The organism is Pseudomonas sp. WOUb67, from assembly GCF_050058005.1.
Classification (GTDB): domain Bacteria; phylum Pseudomonadota; class Gammaproteobacteria; order Pseudomonadales; family Pseudomonadaceae; genus Aquipseudomonas; species Aquipseudomonas putida_R.
The window spans coordinates 5,729,224-5,748,395 of sequence record NZ_CP170112.1; the positions used below are offsets into that span (position 1 = coordinate 5,729,224).

Below are 19,172 nucleotides of genomic sequence, written 5' to 3' on the forward strand. Positions count from 1 at the left end.
ACGCTGGGTAAAGGCGGTGGGCCCTATGGGATGAGTGGCCGCTTTACGTTGACAGGGCGCAGCAACAGGTGGAGCATTTCGCTTTTTTACGACCAGCGACCACGCCAATGTCTGCCACATCCCCCCCAGCCGAACGGCTCTATATCCTGGACACTTTACGGGGTATCGCAGCGCTCTGCGTGGTGTTCTGGCATTGGCAACATTTTTTCTATGTAGGTAACAGCCCGTCAGGTTTCGAGCCCACGCGCCAACCGTTCTATACCACGCTTGCGCCGTTGTATCAGCATGGCGGCCTCGCGGTGCAGCTGTTTTTCTCCATTTCCGGGTTTGTATTCTTCTGGTTGTTCGCGCAAGGCGTGGCCACGGGCAGGGTCAACGTGCGCACCTTTACGGTCGACCGTTTCAGCCGTCTATACCCGCTGCACTTGCTGACATTGGCCGCAGTAGCCGCGCTGCAGTTTGTCTACTTCAACAGCCATACTGGCTTTTTTGTTTACCCTTTCAACGATGCCTATCACGCATTGCTGAATCTTTTGCTGGTGCCCGCCTGGGGGTTTGAACGGGGGTGGTCGTTCAACGCGCCAATCTGGTCGGTCTCGGTCGAGGTGCTGCTCTACACCTTGTTTTTCGTCATCTGTCTGGCCGGCCGTTGGCGCTGGTTACTTACCGCCATCGCTTTTGCCGCAGGCCTGATGCTGTACCCCGACAACTACAAAATCGGTAGCGGGTTGTTATGCTTTTTTGCTGGCTGGCTCGCTTATGGCGTACTTTGCGAGTTACGAAAATGGCTAGGCTCCGGCCCGGCGTTTCTCGCTGCCTGCTGCATTGCGTCAGCGAGTTGGGGCGCGCAAATAGGGCTATACGAAGCGATAAACCCTACCTTGGTCATATGCCTGTGCTTCCCTGCAACCCTGGCTGCGCTGGCCGCTGCCGGCCTGCACTGGCCAGGGCTGTTGCGCAGCACTGCCTGGGTTGGGGACATCAGCTACGCCTCCTACCTCCTGCATTTTCCGTTGCAAATCGCGTTTGCACTGGCGCTGGATAGCCTGGGTTACGGGCGCGAACACTTCTACAGCCCAGGGCTGATGCTGGCATTCTTTGCAGTGCTCATTCCCCTCAGCCTGGCCTGCCATCGATGGTTTGAACGCCCGGTTCAGCGATATCTGCGCCGTAGCCGATTGGCAAACCCCAGACAATCGGGCACACAGGCATCGGCGTAACTTTGGCTCTGTAAGAAATCCCAAGAAACCAATCGCGCCCCCTCAACCTGAATCTTTGCAGAGTCTCCAGACAGCTACGGTAAGAAATTCTGTGATGGCAAAGCGTTACGAGCTCTCGGATGAGGCCGGGACTGTGGCTGCTGATTTCTTTACCGAAACCCATCCCGGGGGCGGCCCCGCCTGAGCGACCAGTTGATGCTCGGTGGGGTCCTCTGAGTGCTCTACTCGGGGTCTGCGTGGCGAGATATGCCGGACCTTTTTGGCCCGTGGTCTAGGGTCTACCAAAGATTTCGGGCTGGCGAAACCACGGGACAATCGATCATATGCTCAAGCGCTTGTACCTAAGAAGAAAAAGCAAGGCCGGATAGATTTGCAAAGCTGGATGATCGACTCAGCCGCGCAACCCGACGCTCTTCTTGCGCCGAAAAAAGGGAGCCTGTCGATCACGCTCTAGCCCGTAGTCGTGGTGGCCTGACTACCAAAATACACATGCTATGCGACGTCAGCGGAACACCGTTGAGCTGCCTTCTCCCTAGTGGACAAGCCAGTCACATCAGCTACGCATAACCCATAATGAACGACGTTAGCACTCCATTCAGCCAACCTGGCCGTCCGCGCTAACGCTGTGAATGCTGGCTTTCCGACTAAGGCTACGACGCCATAGCGCTGCGCCGTTACTGCGTCAGTATCGAATGCAATACGTCATCCCGCTGCGCTCGATGAAGCGCAAACCCAATCCTGGCTTACCCGGAATGTTTGATCGGCCCATGTACCGACAGCGCAGCACCATCGAGTGCAATTTGGCTGGCTGAAAGAGAACCGGTGGACCGTGACACGCTTTGATAAGCTCGCAAAAACTACGCCGCCATGGCTTCACTAGCCTGTTCCATGCGATTTTATGCGACAGCTTTTTCGTACAGAGCATAGCGCGCGGGACTTGGCTTCAATAAATCTTGCCATGTTTTCTATAGGCGAAAAAATCCCGCACTTGGCGGGATCTATCAGGATTCTAAGTTCGACATCAAACAGCTACATTTCATTCGAAGCCCGGACCGGCCAAGCGAATCAAGCTCGTTCTACAACAGCGGTAGAACGAATCACCTCACCAAGAACATCTCTATAAAACACAACAACTTCGACTATCTCAACCTCCGCAGAAACAGGAAAGACTGCTCTGCATGCAGGCTCATACCAACGCATTGCCTGCCGCACGCCATCAACCATCAAATAAAAGGCGAAGCTTGTCTCGTCGCACTCGCTAGGCCCAAGCATTAGGGAGCAAACCGACACTACTTCATTGCCGACAAACTTGGCCGATACAGAAAGAGTCAACCCAAATGAAACAAGTGGAGACTGAACGCGTACGCTCGCCATTGAATTAATATTTCTGCTGAACCACTCAAATCTAGCCTTTATCATCTGAGAAAGAGCTACCCTATAATACCTCTCAGAGAAATGAAAAGGCGATATGCCCCACCGATGCTTTTCGTCAGCCACAAACAAAGCACTAGACAGTTCAAAAAATCTGGATTTATCGATAAACTTCTGAAGATGCTCATACATCCAATCTAAACTTTTATTAGCTTCAGACACCAAGCCAGAGCCATAGGGGTATTTTGTAGATGTATCGCCATCGAACTTGGCAGCCCAGTAAGCTTTGTTTACATAGGTACAGTCAATCTTTCCATTTTCACGAACAAATTTAATAAAAGCATACATCCCTTGCAGCCACATATCTTTGTGCTCGGGCGAACCATTCTTGATAACCCTATAACCCGAAAATGAAGAATCCTCTAACAGCTTATGCTCACCAATTATTCCAGAATTGGTGAACACTCTACCATCAGGCAGCTCAATCAGATCAAATCGCTCATCAATAAGATCAATAATTACAAGATCAGATCCTTGAAGTGCCTCTGCAGCCAAGATCAGATCTTTTTTGAAGTCTCTTTCAACCATTCGCCTCTGGAAAGGCGACGTGATTTTTTCCAGCATTGTCTCATCTGAGAATGGACGGCTACACAATGATGCCATGGACGATCTAGCATAATATTCATGGACTTTAAAACCACGACTTTCAGAGAGGTTGAAAATATCTCTCGTAACACAGCTGCCATAGATGAATACATTTGTCATTGCGTCATTCCATCGATAAGCCATCCTCTCGCTTAAGCATAAGCAGCGAGGAATTAAGATTAGTATCCTAACTCAAAACCCCACGTTCAGCCACCTACCTGGGCGCGCCGGCCTCTTAACACTCCAAGAGGCTGTGGAGATGGGCATACTCAAGCGCAAGCACCTCCTCATAACGAGCACCCTATCGGCTGCTCCTTGGGACAGCTTCTTGAATCAACTAGCTTTCTTGATGGGTGAACAGCCGATCTGCGATGGTTCAGCTCATGCTCTGGCACACCCACTTGCAGCACCAAATCGCACGGACCGTTTTCCCCATCGATGACTAAATTTCCATAGCGCTTCTTAGAATGAATTGCGTCTGCCGCCCCCAGCTATCATGGCATATTAATCCGCAACTAAATGTATTCAAACCCTCCGATGCGATTGCGCCCATATTCGCGCGAACAACAACTACAAAGTTCCGACGAGCTGCCTCACCTTGATTCAAATCGAACTCTAGAATTTTTATTACATGATTTCAAACTCAGACCAAGTTCGAATGGCTGTATCATTATCGACTGAAATATCATCTTTTAATTCTTCAACTGAGGTATTAATCTTGCTTGAAGATGTCTACAGGACAGTCCCCAGCTGACTTGCTCAGCCATGGCCTTTACCACCGCTGATGATCGGAGCAAAACGCGAAGCATTATCGTGTACGCGCTTCCATTGCTAAAACAAACGTGTAAGCGCCGCTCATAGTTCTCGTTTCCCAGCGTTGCCAAAGCCGTGAAACTCTGTGATGCTGCATTGAGAACAGCTCGGGAACGTTAGTTTGAAACCCGTAGAGTCGGGTGCGACAACGGCCATTACTCGGCTGTTTTGCCTTGCCTGACCTTCGTTTCAAGACCTCGCGCCTTAGCACTGCCCCTAGCCGTACCGCTAGATCCCGGAGCGGGTGGGGTTTATCCAGCGCGTGCTTTATGATGAAGTAGCTGTCGCGCCAAACTACCCCTTTTCCGTTTACGCCGCCCTCCAATAAATACAATGGGACGCCACGTGAATACTTTGACCGCAACAACCGCGCCGCCCCAGGTCGCGGTGCAGTACCCGGCCGCCATAACCCATGACGTTTCACTTGATGCGTTACGGCTGGTCGCCACACTGATGGTGATCGTGATCCATGTTTCGGCCACTGGGTTTGCCCAGTTGGCACCACACTGGTGGGGGGTCAATACCTACGAGAGTTTGTCCCGGGCCAGTGTGCCGATTTTCTTCATGATCACGGGTGCATTGCTGCTGCCGCGTTCGCACAACATCAGCGGCGTATTGCGCCGGGTGTGGCGCATGGGCTTCGCACTGCTTGCCTGGTCTTTGGTATACCTTGCCTACAACAAGTACAAGGTCACCGGGCTGATACTGCCAGACCTCTCGGAACTCAAACACTGGTTGGTCGCGATCGTGCGCTGGCCGGTGGCGGGCCACCTGTGGTACCTGTACACACTGATGGCGGCTTACTTCTTCATTCCGGTGCTGGCGGGTTTTTTCCGCAGCAGCCCGTTGGGGCTGCAGTGCCTGGTGCTTGGGGTGTGGTTGATAGCGGCCAGTATCGTACCGTTTGCCGAACGCGCCTTCGGTGAAGCACGGGCGTACATTGATACGCGCTTTTTCTATATCTACCCCGGTTATATATTGGCAGGCGCACTGTTGTATCACCATTTCAAGATGAGCCTGAAAGGGTTGTACGCAGGCGTGCTCTTCTACCTGCTATGCAGTGCAGGAACTGCCGTGTTGACGTGGTACTACTCCAGAAACGCTGCGACCAATACCGAACTTTTTTATGAGTACTTTGCTCCGTTCGTGGTCGTTGCTGCTCTTTCCCTGTTCTGCGTTGTCAGGTACCTCGCCCAGCTTTTGCTCCACCGATATCCGGGGGCCCGCCAAGCGATGATCTTTCTCGGCAGCCTCACCTTTGGCATCTACCTGATGCACCCCATGGTTATCTGGGAACTGCACCACAATGGCCTGCCCTGGAACTTCACCAACCCGTGGCTGGCTATCCCGACCGTCATGGCGGTAGTGTTCGTCGTGTGCGGGGTTATCACCTATATCATCAGGAAAATCCCGGTTCTTCGAATGATTATTCCTGGCTAAAGAAAGCCTGGCTGCGTCAGCTGCCTCGCAGGCTGGGCACCGGCTGATCTGGCAGATCAGCGGTGTTGTCAGGCATTCAATATTCCAGCCGGCGAAGGGGCACATTGCCGCGCTTGTATTGCCGGTAGCCGGTATAGGGAAGAATGACCGTATCGGCAATACCCGACGCAGCCATGTCGATCAGGATAGGAACGGTGCCCAATGGGCGCCGGTTCTAGGTGGGCCGTTCAGGTTGCCCTGGTCTCGCCATAGCTTAGCCGCTTCCATAAAAATGTTACAGAATGATGACGACGAGCTTCTCCTCAGTCTGGGTGGTAACTACAATGCCACCATCTCAAGGAGAACCGGCATGCAACACGCTTCAGACAGAGCGCTTTTCGCCAACCAGTTAAGAGGCGTAGCGGTTATCGCCGTGCTTATCGTCCACTGGTGCGGGGTGTATTGGTTTTCACGGGATGTGGTGGCGTCCTACATCCATGCCCCCGTCGTGGAGGGGCCGTCGTCGAGCATGATTTACTGGCTCACTATCCCCACGTTCAATTACGGCCCGTTTGGCGTTTCCATTTTCTTCCTGATCAGCGGCTTCGTCATCCCGTTTTCGCTGAATCGCCTGGAACCGGCCAAGTTTCTGGTTGCCCGTTTTCTGCGCATCTACCCGACCTATATCGTCGCGTCGCTGATCATGCTGGGGCTGGTTTATCTTTCCAGCCGTTACTGGGGCCAGGCATTTACCATGCCCTGGGACAGGCTGTTTGCCAACCTGCTTTTGCTGCAAGGTAATGCACACTACCCTTCGATAGACATGGTGAACTGGACCCTGGCCATCGAGATAAAGTTTTATATCATGGCCGCTTTGCTGTACCGCTCGATCAAGGCGGGTAATACCCTACCGATCATCCTGTTCGCGGTTGCGGTGCTGGCAGCGTGCGAGGCATTGCCGGGACTGCTGGCGGGCTGGGACTTGCGCCCGGGTTTGGTAGACTCGCTGAAAACCGAACTGATGTGCGTCATCTTCATGTTTATCGGCACAGGTTTTTACCATCACTACACAGGCACCTACACGCTGCGTAAATTACTGGCCTATATCACCATCTTGATGACCGTATTCCTGATCTGCTGGCCCCATACCGACTGGATCGTGCAGATGCCATCTGTTCCGCAAAACTATGTGTATGGCTTGTTGGTATTTGCGCTGAGTTACAGCATGAAGGGATACTTCCGGCCGTTTGCGCCGTTGGACTTCATCGCCAATATCAGTTATTCAATTTACGTAACGCACTCGATCATTGGCTATCTGTCCATCCGGATTTTGATGGATCAAGGGCTTTCCTTCCCCGTCTCAGGGCTATTGACCCTTGGCTTCGTTTTGACCCTGGCCTATGCCCTCCATCGACTGGTAGAGGTGCCTACAATGAAGCTGGGCAAAGCTATCTTCAAGCACAAGGCAAGGCCCGCTCCAGCAGCACCGGTAGAGCTGGAGCAGGCGACCAAATAGGTCCCGGGGTCGGCCTTTTGGCAGTAATGAGGGTGCGTAATGCGCCCTTTAGCTAGGCTGCCGGTTTGAACGCCCAGAGCTTCATTACCAGGTAATTCAATACCGGCACCACGAAGATCACCATCACCAGGCCCACCGCGTAATGCAGGCCGAGATACTCCACCACAGAGGTGATCAGCAATGTCAGCCCCAACGATACCAGCGACACCGCCAGGAAGCGCCGATAACCGAGCAGGCTCGCCGGCATTCTGAACGTAAACCGGCTGTTGAGCAGGTAGGACATCACGTTGGCAAAACAGAACGCCACGCCATTGGCCACGAAGGCCGGGGGCGCAAGCAACTCCATCAGCGCCACCACGATACCGGCATGCACAGCGGTATTGGCAACGCCGACCAGGCCAAACCGAATGAACTCGTGATAACGCGCAGGGATGATGTGTTTCACTTGATCACGTCACGCACGATATACACAGGCCGGTTCTTCGACTCGGTGAAAATCCGCCCCACGTATTCCCCCAGCACACCAATACCGATCAGTTGCACACCACTGGCGAACAGTACCGTGATCATGATCGACGCGTAACCGGGCAAATCCACGCCAAAGAACAGGGTTTTCACCAGCAGGAAGGCCGCGTAGACGAACGACAGCGCCGATACCGCGCAGCCCAGGTACGTCCAGATACGCAACGGCACCGAGCTGAAACTGGTAATGCCTTCGATGGCAAAGTTCCACAGCTTCCAGGTGTTGAAGCTGGAAGTACCGTGCTCCCGGGCGGCAACCTTGTATTCCACCGTAGTGGTACGGAAGCCCACCCAGGCAAACAGCCCCTTCATGAAGCGACGGCTTTCCGGCAATGTCTTCAACGCGTCGACGACCTTGCGGTCCATCAAGCGGAAATCGCCCACATCGGCGGGAATGTCGATGTCCGAGATGCGGTTGTGCACTTTGTAGAAGTAGTTGGCCGTCAGCTTCTGGATCGGCCGGTCGGTTTCGCGGTCAACGCGCTTGGCCAACACCACTTCCGCGCCCTGCTCCCACTTTTCGACCAACTCCAGAATAACCTCTGGCGGGTGCTGCAGATCGGAGTCGATCGGCACAATGGCGTCGCCAGTCGCGAAGTCGAGGCCGGCTGAAATCGCCGCCTCCTTGCCAAAGTTGCGCGACAGGTCCACTACGGTCAGGTAGGCATTCTTCGCCTTGGCCTGTACCAGCTGGTCATAGGTGCGGTCGCGGCTACCGTCATTGACGGCGATCACTTCGAGTTCGTAGCGGTCAGCCAAGCCGGCAAATACTTCGTTGATGCGCTGAAAGAACGCATCTACGCCTTTTTCCTCATTGTAGAAAGGCGATACCAGCGAGATTGTGCGCTTGTTCGGTTCGGTCATGGGTTTACCTGCCCTGCTTGGCCGACGCGGCAGACATAGGCAAAGTCGATCACTTTGCACTCAGGCTGACGGTTTGATGGGAAGAGCTGCTTGACCTGATCAAGTTGCGGGAAGTCACCCGCATTGAACACGTACATGGACTGTGCAAATTGCGAACCTGCAATTTCCGCCTGGGTACTTTCGGTACTGCAGTTGGCATTGGAGCGGGCAACGTACCCGGTGTTGATCTTGATATTGTTCACGGCAGCGTAACGCATGGTCGGCATCAAGGAGTGCAACACCAGTTCGCCACGGCCACATTTGAATTTCGGGAAGAAATACAGGTACTTGGTATCTTTTGTTGCCTGCTCGGCCCACGCGGCCTGGGTCATCACAGACTCAGCCGGCCGATTGGCCACAGCCACCAGCAAGCGCCGGAATGCAGACAAGTCGCTGATTTGCACCACCAGCATTACCAGCATGCACGCTGCGAACACCTTGGTGTCCAGCCGGCGGTACAGGTAGGTGATGGAGAAGATCACCACGCAAAAGCCAACCGGCCAGAAGAACCGGCCCGAGGCACGGAACTGAGAGGTGATCGGGCTCAGGATTGACGGGTAGTCGATCGACACCAGGTGGCTGGTGCCCAGATAGATCTCGTTGGACAGCGCATAGACGGTGAACAGCGCCATCAGCCAGGTAAGCGCCTTGTGGCGGGCGAACGTGCCGTCGTTGTTCTTGCGGTTCAACACCAGGCTCAATACAAACGCCAGCAGCACGCCCATGCCGAGGTAGTTGAAGCCTTCACCTTGCCCTGGCATCTCCGGGTTGGGGAAGTGCAGGTATTTGCCGCCATGCAGCGGAGACAGCAGGTTCATCGAGAACACGCCGAAACCGCCTTCCTTTGACACCGCCGCCTCACCCATCGGGAAGATGGTCAGGAACAGGCTGGCCCCGATCACCACGAATGGCACCAGGGCGCGGGCAATCGACGCAGGATTGAAGCGATCAGCGCGGCCCAGGTAGCTGGCCAGGTAGATGGCGCTGGCCATGGCGAACAGGTAGATGTTGACGTAGAAGCCAGCAACCAGCAGCACGCCCCAGGCCCAGCCATGGGGCTGCCCGGTGTTGCGGCAGCGCAGGTACATCGCCAAGGCGCACAGCACGATCCATTGCGACATCAACGACACGTGTGCAATGCGCGAGGTGAACTCGGGCATGCTCACCAGGCAAACCACCGCGGCGGCAAGCGCCAGCCACGAGCGCACCCGCAGTTCGCGCAGGATCCACCACGCACAGATGGCCTGGGCGAGGAAGCAGCCCGCAATCCACAGGCCGAACGGGTTGAACGGCGCGAAGCTCTTCGGCACCAACACTTTCAGCAGGAAGGCATACAAGGGTATGGCATCTACAAACGTAGCCCTGGTCCCCTGCGGGTAGTTTATGCTGTCAAAAGCCAGCAGCGGGTAGCTGAACGGAGCGTTGAAGAACGCATTGAAACCCGCAAAATACTGGGTTACGTCCTCGACTTCAGTCTGCCAATACGAATTGGTGCCAAGAATGAAGTCCAGCGGGAAGTGCCGCAGTACAAAGAACAACCCGAAAGCCAATGCGAACGCAAAGCCGGCTCTCCCTGTTGAGTCAAGCTTCAAACCCATTATTCTATTTTCCCGTCCATGCAGTTTTTCAAGGCGATGCGGTCAGAACGCATTTTTGCTGATTTCGCCAATTAGCTGTTGCGCACTGCCTTGCCAGGTAAGCCATGGCATGTCGACCGACTTGGGGTGCTGGCCTTGAGCGTGCAGCTCCAGCCAGGCAGCGATGCTGTCAGCCATGTTGCGCGCGTCGTTGCCGGCGAAGAACCAGGCATGCTCGCCCGCTACTTCACGGAACACCGGCAGGTCGCGGGCGATGATCGGCAGCCCGTGTTGTGCCGCTTCGATCAGCGGCAGGCCAAAGCCTTCGCCATACGATGCAGCCAGCAGGCAGTCACAGTGCTGGTACAGGTGCTCCAGGTATTCGTCGCTTGCCCCTTCCAGCCACAGCAGGCGCTTGCCGCGCTCCGGGTGGTTGGCGAGCCTGTCCGCCAGCTCTTCCACCAGCCAGCCGTGCTTGCCAACAATGACCAGGTTCGCCTGCACACCCTGTTGCCATAACAGCTCGAAGGCCTCCAGCGTTTGCAGGTGCCCTTTGCGCGGCTCAAGCGTACCGACCATGAGGAAGGCAGGGTTGGCTTGCAAGGCTTCGAGGCGCATGGCCGGGTCTTCCGGTATGCCGGTAGTGGGTACCGACTGGTCAATGTCGGCACCGAGGTGGAACACACCGATGCGGAATGGCCGGCTACGCTTGGGTGCGTTCTCGTCCATCCACGCCTGCAGTTCGTCCCCTACCGCACGGGAAATGCACATCGCACCGTCGTAGCGAGCGATGGTGTTGATCCAGTCAACGTAGAACGGGTGCAGGTGGTCCGAGAAGAAGTGGCGCATCTGCAGGATCAGCAGGTCGTACACCACGAAGAACAGGCTTACGCCGTGGGCACGCATGGTATCGAGATACGGTTGGCGCTGCGGCAGCATATCCAGCAGCAGGTCCAGGCAGATGTAGGCGTCACCGGCCTTGTAGCTGATGGCCTCGTCCACGTCGTCATCGCCGGGCGCATTGCCGAGGAACCGGGCCGTGAACTGCCTGGCGTAGCGGTAGAACGATTCCTCGACCTTGGTGTAGATCGGCGTGACGGTGTAGCCTTCGGGCGGGTTGGTCAACCATTCCAGGAGAATGCTGCGCACCACACGCTGGATACCGCTTTTGGCATCGTGCCGGCAGAGCTGTGAAATATCCACCAACAGATTCGGTTTTGCAGCCGGCCCCTGCAGCGAATAATCTATGGCCTTAGCCAGGCGCTGCACATCAACTTCACCCTTGGCCAGCTCACCTGAGGCAACCAGCGCCTCGGCCAACTGCTGGATACGTTGCTCGGTAGGCAAGTCTTCATCCACGGGGTGGCTGACAACCGCTTGGTCTTGCAAGCATTGTTCGAACGCGGCAACGGCAGCCTTGCCTGTGAGGTCCCAGGAGAACAGCTTGGCGCGCTCCAGGCCGTGGCTGATCATGGCCTCGCGGAAGGTGTCGTCCACCAGCGCCTGGTTCATTTTCTGGGCAATCGAGGCTGTGTCGAGCGGGTCAAACGTGGCTTCGTCCCAACCGATCACTTCAGGCACGCTGGAGGTATTGGCACCGATCACCGGAGCGCCGCACTTCATGGCCTCCAACGGCGGAAGGCCAAAGCCCTCATGCCAGGACGGGAAGACGTAGAGGCGGCAGGTGTTGTACAGCGCTACCAGCTCATCGTCCGTGATGAAACCGGTAAACACCAGGTCATCCTCACTCAGCCCTTGCGCCAATGCTTCGCCACGGTATCGCTCGACAATGTGCTGGGACATCTTGCCGGCGAACACCAGCTGTACATCCTTCACTTCGCGTTTGACGTCGGCAAACGCGACAATCAGCCGAGACAGGTTCTTACGCTCGTCTGCCCCACCGGAGTACAGCACAAACGCATCGCGCAGCCCGAATTTGGCCTTGAGCGCGCTGCGCGCCTCATCGCTGAGGGTGACGGGCCGGAACACTTCATCTGCGGCGCCCGACACATTGAACACCTTGTGCTGCTCCAGTGGCAGTAACGACAGCGCTTCCTGACGGGCACATTCCGAGATCGCCAGCAACACGCCGTGGTCCTTGAAAGAACCAACGATGTCCATGTAGTACTGCTTGTACTGGGCATGATCCAGGTATTGCTGCGGGTTGGTCAGCGGGATCAGGTCATACAGGGTAACGCTGACAATCGCCCGTTTGTTCTCGGGCGGGCGGCCGATGACTGCGTCATCGATGAAGCCCTCGACCGCGCTGGTGATGTGCACCACATCCGGCTGCAATTCATCGATAGCAGCCTGGCGAATGAGCTTGGCCACTTCATGGCGGCTATGGTTGGCCGGGTTGATGCCTGCCACCGGGCCTTGTGCATACCAGACGCGAATATGGCTTTGCGGCAGCAAGCCGTCAAAAGCGCCACGAATGGCTTCAATCCCTTCGCTGAGCATGCCATTGAGCAGCAGGTAAACCTCATGGTCGCCGCGATTGCGAACAATACCTTGAGCCAAGGATACGCTGTATCGGCCGATGCCACGGAAACGGCTTTCGGTTTGCGCGCCTTGCATGTCAATTACAATACGCATTCAGTGTCAGCCTTTTTTCATTGCTGCTTGGAGGGCGTTTTCGATAGCGCGGCCTCGCGGTGTCAAAGGGGCGTGATCGATCACGCCGTGCTGGTGGTCGACGGCGACGCTGGCAGGGTCGGGCGCCAGCAGGTTCCGCAACTTGGCGCTCAGCCAGGGGCTGCGGTTCAGCACTGCCAGGGCCAGGCGCCGCACAGCCGGTCGGCGTGCCACCCACAACCGGGCGTGTGGCGCGGCGTGACGCAGCTTCAGGCGCAACCACACTTTACCGTGGCGGGACGGCCACAGCACTGCCCGCCCGGTAACGCGCAGGGGGCCTGTAATACGCCAGGATGTGCTGGTACGCATGGCTTCAATCTGCTGCTCGGCACCTTGGGCACGCATGTGCTGCCAATGGCAGTTCTCCAGGGCAGCATTACGCTCCTGGGTCATGGCTTCGGCATGCGCCTGGGCCTGGCTGAGCGCTTCCTGCATGGCTCCGCATTGGCGGTTCAAGGCCTCTGTGGTGGCCTCATAACCTTCCTTCATCACCAGCAGTTGCTGGGTTTGCTGCTGGCTCACTTCGGCCATCAGCCTCTGGAACTCGGCGGGCTCGAAAAAGGTGGCACGCACTGCCTCTACGCTGCTCTCCAACTTGCCCAAACGGCTTTCGATGCCCTGGTCGTAGCGCAGGGCGATATCGTCAAGCGACAAGCCGTAGGAGGCTTCGAACACTGCCTCGAAATTGTCCAGTTGCTCGGCGTCGGCTTGCTTCTGGGCAACCACGGCGTAGTCGGGGCTGGCGCCAGACAGCACTTCGCGCACCCCTACCCTGGCCTGCTCATCGTGCAAGGCAGCGGCTTCCTGCAGGCGAACCACCTTGGAGCGAACGAAGCCGGTGTGCTCGGTAAGGAACGACATCAGCAAATTGGGGATCGGCTGATCGTGAGTAGGGTCGAGGTAGAAATTGTTGGTACCCACCATCACGTTTTCAGCGTTGGGGGTTTCCAGAATCAACAGGCCGGCCGGGCGCAATACGCGCAGCGCTTCGCTGACCAGCTCTTCAAGTACCGAGAACGGCACATGCTCTGCGATATGAAAGCCGCTCACCACGACCTGGCTGCCATCCGGCAGCGCTCGCAGGGCCTCCAGGGCATCGCCTTTCTGCGCAGGCAGGCCGGCGGCCTGGCAGGCTTCCAGCATGCCGTCGTCCAGGTCGACACCCATTGGCGAGAAGCCTTCGCGCTTCATCAACTCAAGCCATTCGCCACGGCCGCAGCCGATATCGAACACCGGGCAGTCGGCATAGAGCGTTTTCAGGGGTTGCAGAAACGGCAAGTAAGCTTCGAGCCGCTGGGTGATGAGCTCCCTCGAGCCACGGTAGCGGTCTTCGAAAGCCCTGTAGAAACCAGCATTCATCAATTGCACTCCACGGTCGGCGGGATCCACGCCAGGCCTACGAAGGTTTGTTCGGACATGTTCACAACGTTGAATACCAACGCCAGGTCACGCCACTCATAATTATCGGCAATATGGGTTTCACTCGCATGCAGGGCTACGGCCACCGAATACGACCCAACGCCAAGGTTTGCAGGAAAACGGAAACTGTACGTCAGCAGTTCGCCTGCTGCCAAATCCGTGCGGATGCAGTTCAGGTGATGGGTATTGGTGCCAAACACATCCTGACCAAGGCGGTCCTTGATCACATAACCCACCACCAGCTCCGGTATGGGTGCATTGACCTTGACCTGGATACGCAGGCAAACGTCATCGCCTACCGAGATGTATTCCACCGGGGCGCCTTCACGATCGTGCAGGGCAACCGTTTCGATGCTGGCCTTGCCGCTACCCGAACGCGTCTGCCGGGTACCATCGGACAACGTCTGGACTTCGACGGTGGCGTTTTCCTTCTGGGCAATGATGGCGTTGTAGTAGTCCATCACTTCTTCAGGTGGGCCGTCCTTGATGACGGTACCGCCATCCAGCAGGATCGCCCGGTTGCACAGGGCCTGGATCGAACCGCGGTCATGGGAAACAATCAGCAGCGTGGTGCCGGCTTTCTGGAACTCCTTGATGCGACCAAAGCTCTTGTGCTGGAAGTAACTGTCTCCCACGGAGAGGGCTTCGTCGATAATCAGGATTTCAGGACGGAAAGCAGTGGCCACGGCAAACGCCACACGCATCTGCATGCCGCTGGAGTAGGTGCGCACAGCTTGGTCGAAGTACTCGCCAATTTCAGCGAAGGCTTCGATGTCATCAATCACACCGTCGATTTGCTGGGTGGTAAACCCCATGAGCCCAGCCGCATGGTAGGCGTTCTGGCGGCCCGTAAGCTCACCGTTGAAACCCATGCCCAGTTCCAGGATGGCGGCAATTCGGCCATTGACATGCACCTTGCCTTCGGTGGGCTGCAAGGTACCCGTGATCATCTTCAACAAAGTCGATTTGCCGGCACCGTTCTGGCCCACCAGGCCAATGGCTTCGCCGGCCTGAATATTGAAGCTTATGTGCTTCAACACCCAGTGTTCGCTGCTGGCCTTGACCGGCAGATAGAACCAGCGCGCGATGCGCTGCCATTCCGAACGGTAGCTGCGGTAGGCCTTGCCTACGTTGTTGACGGCCAACAGGGTCATAGCGAGTCCACCATTTCAGCAGAAGCACGGCGGAACAGGAACAGGCCCAGAACCATCAAGCCCATGGCGATGGCGAACACAACCCCCACCTGCGCAATTTCAGGTGCCTGTTTGTACACCAGCACGTTGTGATAGGCCGTGACGATGGGGTACATCGGGTTGGCGTCCAGGGTCCCTTTCAGGTAGTCCGGCACAATATTCACCGAATACACGATGGGCGTGAACCAGAACCATACCTGCATCACGATCGGCACGACTTGGCCGATGTCCCGCAGGAACACGTTCAGTACACCCAGTACCAGGCCGATGCCAACCGCCAGCGCCACCACCGCCAAAGTCAGGGGCAACAACCACAGCATCTGCACATTGGGCGCATGGCCAAGCACCGCGAAAACAATCATGACCGCAACGAACAGCAACAGATTGTTGAGCAAGCAGGAACCGACCACGATCACCGGTAGCGCAATGCGCGGAAAGCGCATTTTTTTCATCAGGTTGCCTTGATCGATGAACACCGAGAGGCAACGCTGGACGATTTCGGCAAACAGGTTCCAGGCCAGGATGCCGGCGATCAGGTACAACGCATAGGCGTACTTGTTGTCGATGCCCGGAAGACGCGCCCCCAGAACGTTGGACAGGATCAGCGCATAGATTGCAACCTGTGCCAGAGGGTGGATGATCATCCACAAGCCGCCCAGCTTGCTGCGCGCGAACCGTGAGATGAACTCGTTCTTGATGGACGTAAGGATGAAGCCTCTGTAGTCCCAGACGCCCCGAAACATGCCGAACATAATTATCCTTGAATCAGACAGGCGATTTCTGCGACACGTTGAGCGACCAGGGCTTCATCACCGCGGCTCTCCACATTCAGGCGCAGCAGCGGTTCTGTATTGGAACCGCGCAGGCTGAAACGCCAGTCGGCAAACGCCACACTGATGCCATCGGTGCGGTCGACGCTGGGCGCTTGTGGCAAATAGAAAGCCAGGATTTTTTCGATGGTAGCCTTCACATCGGCCACCTCGTAGTTGATCTCGCCGCTGCACGGGAACTTGGCGATGCGTTCGTCCACCAGTTGGGCCAACGTCTTGCCAGTGATGCTCATCAGGGCCGCTACCAGCAACCACGGAATATTGCCGCTGTCGCAGTAGGCAAAATCGCGGAAATAGTGGTGGGCACTCATTTCGCCGCCGTACACGGCGTCCTCGGCACGCATGCGTTCCTTGATGAACGCGTGCCCGGTCTTGCTCTGGATTGCCACCCCGCCGGCAGCTTCAACCTGCTCGATGGTGTTCCAGGTCAGGCGCGGATCGTGGATGATCTTGCTGCCTGGGTGCTTGGCCAGCAGCATTTCAGCCAGCAGGCCAACTACATAATAACCTTCGATGAAACGGCCCTGACCGTCGAAGAAGAAACAGCGATCAAAGTCACCGTCAAACGCAATCCCCATGTCGGCATTGGTATCAATAACCGCCTGCCGGGTCAGGTCGCGATTCTCTGGCAGCAGCGGGTTGGGGATGCCATTGGGGAAGTTGCCATCCGGCTGGCCGTTGATGATGGTGATGTCCAGCGGCAAGCGGGCCTTGAGCAGCTCGAGCACTGGCCCCACGGCACCGTTGCCTGGGTCAGCCAACACCTTGAGTGGTTTGAGGGAAGCCAGGTCGATATAGGTCAGCAGGTGGTCAATGTAGGCGCCCTTGTCGAAGGCTTCGGTCACTTGGCCTGGGGTTGCTGCCTGCTCGCCGAGGTTGCCCGCTTCGACACGCTGGCGAATATCGTTCAGGCCTGTGTCGCCGCTGATGGGGCGAGACTGTTCGCGCACCAGCTTCATGCCGTTGTAACCCTTGGGGTTATGGCTGGCAGTGATCATGATGCCGCCATCGGCCTGGTAGTGGCTGGTGGCAAAGTAGACTTCTTCAGTACCGCACAAGCCGATGTCGATCACATCGGCCCCACCCTCGGTCAGGCCCTTCTTCAGTGCAAGGGACAAGCCCGGGCTTTCAAGGCGCATATCACGCCCAACCACATAGGTGCGCCCGCCTAATTCGGCGACCAGGGCGCGGCCTATGCGATAGGCCACATCGTCATTCAGGTCGGCAGGTACCTGCCCGCGAATGTCATAGGCTTTGAAACAACGGGTTTGGATTGGTGGGTACATACATCTCACTTGGTGCGGTGACGCCTGAGCGTCACCGATCAGAACAGGGATAGCCGAAGCGGCCTGCGACAAAGACCGGCCCGGCGCATCGGAACGCGGCAGCGGGCCAGCAGGGAAAGCCTGGACTCAGGCGTCGCAACGACCGTAATTGTCTTCGAAGCGGACGATGTCGTCTTCGCCGAGATAGTCGCCACTTTGTACTTCGATGAGCACCAGGTCGATGACACCCGGGTTTTGCAAGCGATGCTTGTGGCCAGCACGAATGAACGTGGATTCATTGGTATTGAGCATCAGTTCCTGGTCATCGTTGACCACTACGGCCATACCGCTCACCACGATCCAGTGTTCACTGCGATGGTGATGCATTTGCAGCGACAGGGAAGCCTTGGGTTTGACCACAATGCGCTTGATCTTGAAGCGATCGCCATCTTCCAGCGTGGTGTACGTACCCCATGGGCGGTGTACCGTCTGGTGCAACAAGTGCGCCGCATGGCCATCGTTCTTCAGACGCTTGACGATGTGCTTGACGTCCTGGGCATGGTCCTTGTGGGCAATCAGCAACGCATCAGGCGTATCCACCACCAGCAAATCCTGCACACCTACCAGCGCGGCAAGACGATCCTCGGTACTCACATAGTTATTGCGCGACTCATAGGCCATCACTTCGCCTTCGAAGCGGTTGCCACATTCGTCCGGCGGGGTCAGTTCGCTGACGGCATTCCACGACCCGATATCGCTCCAGCCAATGTCGCATGGAATGGTTGCGACTTTTCGCGAGCGCTCCATCAAGGCATAGTCAATGGAAATATCGGGCACGCTGGCGAAACGTTCAGGGTCCAACGCCAGGCAGCAATAGCCTTTTGACGTAGAGGAGCGCGATGACTCAAGCGTTTGCTGAACGGCTTCCAGCACATCTGGCGCGTGCGCTTTGAACTCCTCGATCACCGTGCCCACCTGGAAGCAGAACATACCGGCGTTCCAGAAGTAGTTACCCGCAGCCACATAGGACTCGGCAGTTTTGACATCGGGTTTTTCGACAAAACGCTCGACTTTCAACCCGCCATCAAGCTCGCCACCCGCCGCTGCTTCGATGTAGCCAAAACCGGTTTCCGGATATTGTGGCTTGATACCAAATGTTACCAGCCAGCCTTGCTCGGCAAGTTGGACAGCCTTGGCAACCGCTTCGGAAAATGCCGTTTCGTTCTGGATCAGGTGATCAGCCGCGAGCACGAGCATGTAAGCCTTCGGGCCGTGGGACTGCTGCAACTGCAGGGCCGCAGCAGCCACCGCGGCGGCGGTATTGCGGCCAAACGGTTCAAGAATGTAGCCCTGGGGATGGCCTTGGGTATTGATGGTGCGGTATTCGTCCTCGGTCTTGAACAGCAACTCGCGATTGGTAACAGTGAGCACCTCGACAACGCCCTCCAACCGTGCAGCACGCAGGAAGGTTTTCTGGATGAGGTTCTGCCCATCAGGCAAAGACATGAACGGCTTCGGATGAGCCTCACGAGATACTGGCCACAAACGGCTGCCAACGCCACCGGATAGAATTACCGGGATCAATTCCATATTCGGATCCTTAAGGCCTCGTGAAACACAGTTTCATGAGACCGGCATGAGTCTTATTTCTGATCGCCGCCGCTATAATCTGCGACAACGCTTAGTTACGCGCCCAGCGTGTGTAAATCCTTGGCTATCCATAGGCTCAAGACGCAAGCTTCATCGGCAAGAATACCAGAGATTCTTGATTGAAGCTTGCAGGCTGACGGCAGGCGGCGTGGCCTGCAGCCCCGTAATCCGAGCCGCTCCACATGCTTTCGGGGC

The 19,172-nt window shown here is 56.5% G+C and carries 14 protein-coding genes and 1 pseudogene; 4 read left to right on the plus strand and 11 right to left on the minus strand.

From position 1 onward, the window contains the following. Window positions 1-107: 107 nt before the first annotated feature. Entirely contained in the window at window positions 108-1,220 is a 1,113-nt protein-coding gene (locus ABOC32_RS25320; RefSeq protein WP_426809318.1) for an acyltransferase family protein, read from the plus strand. 94 nt (window positions 1,221-1,314) lie between these two features. Then, a pseudogene (locus ABOC32_RS25325) lies at window positions 1,315-2,147 on the plus strand (IS5 family transposase). 138 nt (window positions 2,148-2,285) lie between these two features. Here the strand turns inward: ABOC32_RS25325 and ABOC32_RS25330 are convergent. Next, on the minus strand, window positions 2,286-3,356 hold the full coding sequence (locus tag ABOC32_RS25330) for a DUF6270 domain-containing protein (RefSeq protein WP_426809319.1): 1,071 nt from the start codon (window positions 3,354-3,356) through the stop codon (window positions 2,286-2,288). 1,038 nt (window positions 3,357-4,394) lie between these two features. On the opposite strand from ABOC32_RS25330, the gene ABOC32_RS25335 reads away from it, so the two are divergent. After that, window positions 4,395-5,489 (plus strand): acyltransferase, encoded by a 1,095-nt coding sequence (locus tag ABOC32_RS25335; protein WP_426809320.1) that lies wholly within the window; start codon window positions 4,395-4,397, stop codon window positions 5,487-5,489. Window positions 5,490-5,565: 76 nt separating this feature from the next. On the opposite strand, the gene ABOC32_RS25340 is transcribed toward ABOC32_RS25335, so the two are convergent. Then, window positions 5,566-5,664: a hypothetical protein gene (locus ABOC32_RS25340; RefSeq protein WP_426811660.1), complete on the minus strand. Its 99-nt coding sequence runs from the start codon at window positions 5,662-5,664 to the stop codon at window positions 5,566-5,568. Between the two features lie 174 nt (window positions 5,665-5,838). On the opposite strand from ABOC32_RS25340, the gene ABOC32_RS25345 reads away from it, so the two are divergent. Next, on the plus strand, window positions 5,839-6,984 hold the full coding sequence (locus ABOC32_RS25345; protein WP_426809321.1) for an acyltransferase family protein: 1,146 nt from the start codon (window positions 5,839-5,841) through the stop codon (window positions 6,982-6,984). Between the two features lie 52 nt (window positions 6,985-7,036). Here ABOC32_RS25345 and ABOC32_RS25350 read toward each other — a convergent pair whose 3' ends face one another. From ABOC32_RS25350 to ABOC32_RS25390, 9 genes are all read right to left on the minus strand, one after another. Continuing rightward, a complete protein-coding gene (locus tag ABOC32_RS25350; RefSeq protein ID WP_426809322.1) occupies window positions 7,037-7,429 on the minus strand; it encodes a GtrA family protein in 393 nt (130 codons plus the stop codon). Further along, complete coding sequence (locus tag ABOC32_RS25355) at window positions 7,426-8,370, minus strand: glycosyltransferase family 2 protein (RefSeq protein WP_426809323.1); 945 nt, start codon at window positions 8,368-8,370, stop codon at window positions 7,426-7,428. The genes ABOC32_RS25350 and ABOC32_RS25355 overlap by 4 nt, the downstream gene beginning before the upstream one ends. Continuing rightward, window positions 8,367-9,947 (minus strand): DUF6311 domain-containing protein, encoded by a 1,581-nt coding sequence (locus ABOC32_RS25360; protein WP_426809324.1) that lies wholly within the window; start codon window positions 9,945-9,947, stop codon window positions 8,367-8,369. Before ABOC32_RS25360 ends, ABOC32_RS25355 begins: the two co-directional genes overlap by 4 nt. A 102-nt stretch (window positions 9,948-10,049) precedes the next feature. After that, a complete protein-coding gene (locus tag ABOC32_RS25365; protein WP_426809325.1) occupies window positions 10,050-12,581 on the minus strand; it encodes a glycosyltransferase family 4 protein in 2,532 nt (843 codons plus the stop codon). 6 nt (window positions 12,582-12,587) lie between these two features. Beyond that, the gene (locus tag ABOC32_RS25370; RefSeq protein ID WP_426809326.1) at window positions 12,588-13,979 is read right to left on the minus strand and encodes a class I SAM-dependent methyltransferase; all 1,392 of its coding nucleotides are present in this window, start codon (window positions 13,977-13,979) and stop codon (window positions 12,588-12,590) included. Continuing rightward, entirely contained in the window at window positions 13,979-15,193 is a 1,215-nt protein-coding gene (locus ABOC32_RS25375; protein ID WP_426809327.1) for an ABC transporter ATP-binding protein, read from the minus strand. Before ABOC32_RS25375 ends, ABOC32_RS25370 begins: the two co-directional genes overlap by 1 nt. Continuing rightward, on the minus strand, window positions 15,190-15,984 hold the full coding sequence (locus tag ABOC32_RS25380; RefSeq protein ID WP_426809328.1) for an ABC transporter permease: 795 nt from the start codon (window positions 15,982-15,984) through the stop codon (window positions 15,190-15,192). Before ABOC32_RS25380 ends, ABOC32_RS25375 begins: the two co-directional genes overlap by 4 nt. 2 nt (window positions 15,985-15,986) lie before the next feature. Continuing rightward, window positions 15,987-17,348, minus strand: coding sequence for a phosphomannomutase (locus tag ABOC32_RS25385; RefSeq protein WP_426809329.1), 1,362 nt, complete (start codon window positions 17,346-17,348; stop codon window positions 15,987-15,989). A gap of 126 nt (window positions 17,349-17,474) precedes the next feature. After that, the gene (locus tag ABOC32_RS25390) at window positions 17,475-18,917 is read right to left on the minus strand and encodes a mannose-1-phosphate guanylyltransferase/mannose-6-phosphate isomerase (RefSeq protein WP_426809330.1); all 1,443 of its coding nucleotides are present in this window, start codon (window positions 18,915-18,917) and stop codon (window positions 17,475-17,477) included. Window positions 18,918-19,172: the final 255 nt, after the last annotated feature.